We start from the raw sequence: 6631 nt of genomic DNA, 5'->3' as shown, positions 1-6631 counted from the left end.
ACCTGGACCTCCCGGCGCACGGCGAGCTGACCGTACGCCGGTTGCTGTCGCACACCGGTGCCAGCAACCTCTCCGCTGTTCGAGACATCAGACACCTGGTGCAGACGGCTACCGTCCAGCGCGCAGCTCAGCAAGGACCTGTACGGCCTCGGCGCGAACCTGCGCCGGGCAGCCCCAGTAGTCGTAGATGCCACCGCGCTCGCTGTTGTGACCACAGATGACGAACACGCCGGTGCCCAGCCGGCGTTTGAACTCGGTGGCCAGCCATCCGACGAACCCGCTGTTGTCCACGTCGGGCGGGAAGTGAACCGAGAACACCGCGAAGCGCTCACCATCGGTCCCGGCACCCGGTGCCAGCCAGGACCACCGGTCCTCGTCGCGCACCACGGCCAGCAGGTCAGCCGTCAAGGCCGGTGGCTGAGTGAGCGGCGCCTCGAAGAACGACCACTCACCATCGAACATGACCAGCTCGGCGGCCGCGATGACCCGCCGCAACCGCTGCGCGGTCTCGTCACTGGACTCCTGGCTGATGCTGACCATGCGCCGATCTTGCCCGATGACGCCAGCCAACGCAGTCGCCCTCGACACACCGCCGCCGGCCAGCCCAATGGCTCACCTGATCTGCGACCCGGCACTGCTGCAGCGCTCAGATTCTAGAGGCTCGGCGGTCGGGCTACGACCAGTTCGGTGTCCGGGTCGTGATCCACCGGCGAAGGGCCCGCGACGATCAGGGTGGTTCGGAACCACGGCTGTTCTCGCAGCATGAAGGGCAGTTCCTCCCGCAGCCAATTCGCCACGTGTTCTCGCTGTTCGGAAGAGTCGCCGTCGCGATCGACCAACAAGCGCTCCTGTTCATCAAGGTCGCCCTGTAGGTATATCGAGGCGTCCAGCCACGGGGCCACTTCCTCCCGGATGATGCCGGTGCCCTCGACCCAGACGAAGTCGACGTCGGCGGGGACGGTGATCGATCCAGCGCGACCGTGACTGATCCAGGCGTCGGGACGGAAGGCGACCGGTTCCGCCCGGTGCAGGGGTCGCAGGATGTTCTCGGTGAGTACCGCACCCCAGTCGAAATAGGCGTGGTTCCAGGCCACGTCGTCGGTGTGCACGATGGCCGAGTTGGGTTCCACCTGACGCAGCCTCCCAGCCAGGGTCGTCTTGCCTGCACCACCCCGGCCGTCGATGGCGATCACCCGCGGACGCCCGCTGACGTCTGGTGATGCGTCGCGCAACTGCCGAACGGCGTCGAACACGGTCACGACCTGCCAGCCAACGGCTTCGACCTCACCCGGATGTAGGCGCATCGACAGCACGTACCCCAAGCGCCTGCCGGTGATGCGACTCGCCGCCGGCCATCCCGATGCTCCTATTGAGGTCAAGTGCCGCCGGCTCCCGTCCGCCGCCGATCCTGCTTGTCGCAATAGCCGGTAGCACGACGACTCTGCTGTCCGCGTAGCAGGCAGAGCATGTTCAGCCCGCCCCACATCGTCTGACGTCCACGGACGTCCACCACGGTCGCGACGGTTGTCACTCAGTCAGTCAGTGAGACGTCGCCCCCGCGACCACCGTTCGGGGTGGGCCTGGTGGTGACGTCCAGAAGCTCGATCAGTTTGCGACGGGTGTCGGTGGTGTCGGGATGGTCGGTGCCCAGCACCCGTTCGCAAACCGGCAGCAGCGCGGCGAATTGGGCCCGGGAGCCTTCGGGGTCGCCCGCTCTCCCCGTCCAAGAGGCAAGTTCGTGCTGGCTGCCCAGCGTGTCCGGATGTTCCGGACCTTGGACGCGTGCGCGGACGGGGACGAGTGCGGCGAACAGATCTCGTGCGGCGGCGGCGTCGCCCGCGTATCCGATCCAGAGGGCAAGGCCATGGCGGGTGGCCAGGGTGTTGGGATGGTCCGGGCCCAGGACGTGCTCGCGGATGGGCAGCAGCGCGGCAAATCGATCGCGAGCAGCGGCGGCATCGCCCGCGTATCCGATCCAGCGCGCCAGGTGATGTTGGGCGTGCAGGCAATCCGGGTGCTCCGCACCGAGTGTCCGGCGGAAACTGTCGGCCACGCCGATGAGCAGGTCGCGGGCCGCTCTGGCGTCGCCCGACCAGCCGGTCCACTGGGCCAGCCGATGCCGGGTGGCCAGCGTGTCCGGGTGTTCGTCGCCCAGTACCCGTTCCCGGACCGGTAGCAGCGCGGCGAACTGATCGCGGGCACCGGCTGCGTCGCCGGCCCAGCCAGTCCACTGGGCGAGCCCCTGCCACGACGCGAGGGTGGCCGGATGTTCTGGGCCGAGGACGCGCCTCTGGACGGGCAGCAGTGCCGCGTACTGATCACGGGCCGCCACGATGTCGCCGGTCTCTCCGGTCCAGCGGGCCAGCTGGTTGCGGGTGTCAAGGGTGTCCGGGTGGTCGGCGCCCAGCGCCCGTTCCTGAGCGGACAACAGCGCGGCGAACTGATCGCGGGCGGCCACCGGATCGCCGGCGAATCCGGTCGTGTATGCCAGGCGGTACCGGATGGTGAGGGTGTCGGGATGGTGTGCGCCCTGCTCCCGTTCCCGGATCGACCGCAGGGCGCTCAGGTGGTCGAGGGCTACGGCGTACAGCCCCGTGGCATTGAGGTGACGGGCGGCGTCCTCGGCAATGCGAGCGGCACGGATGATCAGGTCGGTGTCGGTGGTGCGGGCTGCCTGGTTCAGCAGGTGGAAGGCATGCGGGGCAGCGGCCTGCCACGTTGGCCACTGCCCCGAGTCGTCCGGGTCTCCGTCGGCGAATCCGGCCAGCAGTGTGATCGCCAGGCTCAACTGAGCCACCGGATCAGCGGCGGCGCGGATGAGCGGATGGATGCGCAGGCTCGCCGCGTCCTGCTCGCCATCCTCGACTGTGATCAGGCCAAGTGTGGCCAGGGCGCGCAGTGACTCCTGCGTATCGCGGGGATTCAACGGTGGTCCCAGCAGCCCGGTCGGAATCGGCGCGTCGGCGAAGGTCGCGAGGAGCCACATCAGCGACCGGGCTTCAGGCAGGCCACGGCTGTCGAGCAGGTCGAGCGACATTTCCCAGGTTCGGCTTACGGCCTCGCCGATGGTGGACCCGCCGAGCTGATCGATCGCGGCCTGATAGGCCGCGAAGGTGGTCGCGATGCCGGGCAGCCGCAATTGCTGCGCGTCGGCCAGGGCTCGGCCGGCCAGACCGAGAGCCAGCGGCAGGCCGCCGAGACGCTGCGACAGTGCGACGGCCTCCCGTACGCCACCCGCGTGCTTCCCGGCATGTTCGAGCAGTACAGCCGCGCCGTCGGTGGCGGACAGCATCGGGATCGGGTGCATTCGGCACCAGGGGGTTTTCCACACCTTGGGGTCGCCGTCGCGAGTTGTAATCAGTAGGAGGCCCCGACGGTTCGGCACCGGCCGGACCCACCCCCGAGCGGACATGACCGGTTCACCGTCCAGTCCCAGCAACCGGGTGTCGTCGGCGTTGTCGATGACCAGCAGCCAGCGTCCGGGAACGGCGGACAGCAGCCTCCAGAGCAGATCCGGAGCGCCGGTGAGCCCGGACCAGGCTCGCTGAATGTCGTGATCGGAGGCGCCGAGATCGGCGACGAGCTGCCGCATGCCGGTCTGCAGGGCGGTGGCGTTCGCCGCCGAGACCCACCAGACCTTTGCCTTACGATCGGCGAATCGCCTGGCCACCAGCTGAGCCACAGTGCTCTTGCCCGCACCGCCCATGCCATGCAGCACCCGTACCCGCGCCGCCGGCTGGTACCACCCGCGATTGAGCCCGGTGAGTTCGCCGACCAGTTCGTCGCGGCCCCGCGTGAATGCGGCCGGCTCCGGCACGGCAAGCGAGATCATCCCTGGTGTTCCCGGGGTTGCCACGGTCGACGCTACGCCGCGGGACGGCTGCTGTCGGCGCAGCGCCAAGGCGCCGAGAACAACCTGGGCCATCCCGAACGCCAACCCAGCTACCGCGATGAACCCACCGGTCCAACCCGCCTGCCCGTTGGCCTGAGCCCGGGTTGTGGTGAAGAGCCAGTACCCGCCGGTCGCCAGAAAGACCGCACCACTGACGAGAAAGATCCACCGCATCCATCGACGGGCTCGTGTCACGCGTGGATGGTAGCGGGCAGGCTGCCTGCGGTTCGGCACAGCGCGAGGACCCTTCTGTCGCTGGGCCAACGACTTCCAGAACCAGCGACAGCCGGTCTGACGTAGCCGCCCGGGCCTGCCCCGAGGACCACCAGATCGATCTGTTCGGTCGCCTCGTTCATGGTCGAGGCCCGTTCAGCCAGTCCGCGAGGAGGGGGATCGTGTCTTTGAGGGTGTCGACACGGTGGTGAGCGCCGGTCAGTTCGTCGGGAGGGTGTGTGGTGCGGACGGCGACGACAGTCATGCCGGCAAGCCGGGCTGCTTCGACTCCGGCGGGAGCGTCCTCGATCACAAGGCAGTTCGCTGCGGGGGTGTCGAGAAGGTGCGCCGCTCGCAGATAGCCCTCGGGGCTCGGCTTGCCGCGCCGGACCTGGCTGCTGTCGACCAGGACGGGAGGATCCGGCAGGCCGCCAGCGCGCAGCCGCTGCCTCACGGTCGGTGTTCGACCCGACGTGACCACACCCCACGGGTAACCATCGAGCAGGCTCAACACGGCGGCGGCGTCGGGGTAGACGGGGAAGGCGTCGCCTTCGGCGGCCATGATTTCTCGAACGAGCCGGTACTCGGCGTCAACGTCGAGGTGCGGGGCCACCACCGCGATGGTGTCGACGGGCCGGCGGCCGTGGGTATGGGACCAGACCAGGTCCGGGTCGAGGTGGCGCAGCGTCGCCCATCGACTCCAGATCCGCCGGTATGCCGGATAGGAGTCGACCAGCACGCCGTCGACATCGAACAACACCGCAGATGGAATGGACATCACGTCGCCTGGCTCTGCAGCAGGTCGACGGTGGCGGCGGCCTGACCGGCGATGTCGTGGAGCAGGCGGGCAGCGGGCAGGACGTCGTGGACGAGGCTCACGGACTGGCCCGCGTACAGGGCCATGGCCGCCAGGTCACCGGTCATCCCGGGCAACGGAATCAGGTCCTCGTATCGAGGTCGGCTCTCGCCGGACGCGTCGATGGCGACGACATCACCCTCGCCGGGCCGCAGTGGGGCGGGCGGCGAGCCGGCCGCCTGCCAACGCTGAAGGGTCGTGTTGCGTAGCGCGCGATGCGGTGCGTTCGGCCATCCGCCGTCGAAGCAGAGGGTGTGTACGGTGTCCGCTCCGGTGGCCGCGATCAGGTGCTGCCGGTACACCTCGTGGGTGGCGGCTTCGGCAGCGGCCAGGAAGCGGGTGCCCAGCATGGCGCCCTGGGCGCCGAGCGCGAGCACCGCCGCGACGCCACGCCCGTCCGCGATTCCTCCCGCAGCCACCACCGGAAGCGGCCCGACCGCGTCGACGATCGCCGGCACGAGGGACATCGTGGTCGTGCCGCCGCGGACGTGACCGCCCGCCTCCCAGCCTTGGGCCACGACGACGTCCACCCCGGCCGTGACAGCCTGCACTGCCTCGGCGATGTCACCGATCGTGTGCAGGTGCAGCGCGCCGGCCCGCTGAATCCGGCCGTGCAGCGGCGACGGGTCGCCCCAGAACGTGGAGATGATCCGCAGCTTCTCCTGGAGGCACACGGTGAGCAGATCGTCCACCGGGAAGTCGAGAACCAGGTTTGCCCCGAACGGCCGGGTGGTGAGCTCCCGGGTACGCCGGATGCTCCGCCGTGCCTGATCGGGGGTCTGCCACGTCAACGCCAGCATGCCAAGACCACCTGCCTCGGACACCGCCGCCGCCAGTTCCGGTACCGCCGCGGAACCCACGGGCGCCTGAATGATTGGCAGATCGATGCCCAACCGGTCACACAACGCAGTGCGCAATCGCCTCACGAAGCAGCCCCGATCGCTTCGGAAATCGAATCAACACAGCGGACGGTACTGTATCGAATATCGAAGCATCAAGAGGGGCGGCGCAGGCGGTGACGGCACCCAGACCGGGCAAGCCGGTACGCGGATCGAGTACCGGACGACCCCTCATGGCCGCCCTCGACCTGTTCGGGCGTCGCTGGAACCTGCGCATCATCTGGGAGTTGCAGCATGGGCCGGTCGGCTTCCGCGCGCTCCAGCAGCGCTGCGACAACATGTCATCCAGCGTCCTGCGTCAGCGGCTGACCGAACTGCTCGACGCCCACCTCGTCGCCCAGCAGGCGGACACGGCCTATGCGCTCACCGACCTCGGTCGCGGTGCCTACCAGGCCTTGCGCCCGCTCGTTCGCTGGTCCGACGCATGGGCCTCGACGTTGAGCGTGGACGACAAGACCTGAACCCGCGAAACGCCCGCCCTGGCATTTCGGAAGCGGAATCGCTACCGTGCTTCTGAATCCGAAGCATCGGAGTCTGGTCATGGCTCGCATCCCAGCGCTCGAACCGCCGTTCACACCCACGGCCCTCTGATGGCCGGGCCACCAGTGGCGGTGGTGAACGCCTGTACCCGCTACGGGAAAGGCGGTAGCCCCACCACAGTCGTGATCGACGATGCCAGGCTCATCGACGACGAACGGCACGCGATCGCCCTGAGGGCCGGCACCTCCCACACCGCGTTCATCGACACCACCCCAGCGGACGCACCCAGGG

The 6631-nt window shown here is 68.8% G+C and carries 6 protein-coding genes and 1 pseudogene; 2 read left to right on the top strand and 5 right to left on the bottom strand.

Annotation, left to right across the window (positions count from 1 at the left end):
• Window positions 1-108: 108 nt before the first annotated feature.
• The 5 genes from ABZ749_RS26135 to ABZ749_RS26115 all read right to left on the bottom strand — a co-directional run bounded on the left by ABZ749_RS26135 (window position 109) and on the right by ABZ749_RS26115 (window position 5887).
• On the bottom strand, window positions 109-540 hold the full coding sequence (locus tag ABZ749_RS26135) for a DUF6196 family protein (protein ID WP_357232380.1): 432 nt from the start codon (window positions 538-540) through the stop codon (window positions 109-111).
• Between the two features lie 113 nt (window positions 541-653).
• Window positions 654-1313, bottom strand: coding sequence for a hypothetical protein (locus ABZ749_RS26130; RefSeq protein WP_357232383.1), 660 nt, complete (start codon window positions 1311-1313; stop codon window positions 654-656).
• A 218-nt stretch (window positions 1314-1531) separates the two neighbouring features.
• Complete coding sequence (locus ABZ749_RS26125) at window positions 1532-3937, bottom strand: tetratricopeptide repeat protein (RefSeq protein ID WP_357232377.1); 2406 nt, start codon at window positions 3935-3937, stop codon at window positions 1532-1534.
• Between the two features lie 307 nt (window positions 3938-4244).
• A complete protein-coding gene (locus ABZ749_RS26120) occupies window positions 4245-4883 on the bottom strand; it encodes an HAD-IA family hydrolase (RefSeq protein WP_357232374.1) in 639 nt (212 codons plus the stop codon).
• Window positions 4883-5887: a nitronate monooxygenase gene (locus tag ABZ749_RS26115; protein WP_357232371.1), complete on the bottom strand. Its 1005-nt coding sequence runs from the start codon at window positions 5885-5887 to the stop codon at window positions 4883-4885. The genes ABZ749_RS26120 and ABZ749_RS26115 overlap by 1 nt, the downstream gene beginning before the upstream one ends.
• 146 nt (window positions 5888-6033) lie before the next feature.
• Between ABZ749_RS26115 and ABZ749_RS26110 the strand changes: the two genes are divergently transcribed.
• Together ABZ749_RS26110 and ABZ749_RS26105 are read left to right on the top strand one after the other, a co-directional pair.
• Entirely contained in the window at window positions 6034-6321 is a 288-nt protein-coding gene (locus ABZ749_RS26110; protein WP_357232368.1) for a helix-turn-helix domain-containing protein, read from the top strand.
• A 129-nt stretch (window positions 6322-6450) separates the two neighbouring features.
• Window positions 6451-6631 (top strand): annotated as a pseudogene (locus ABZ749_RS26105) (phenazine biosynthesis protein PhzF); the annotation flags it as partial.

It is taken from the genome of Micromonospora sp. NPDC047753, from assembly GCF_040642735.1.
Lineage (GTDB): Bacteria > Actinomycetota > Actinomycetes > Mycobacteriales > Micromonosporaceae > Micromonospora.
Note: the sequence above shows the minus strand (reverse complement) of the source record. Positions and strands in the feature narration are given on the sequence as shown.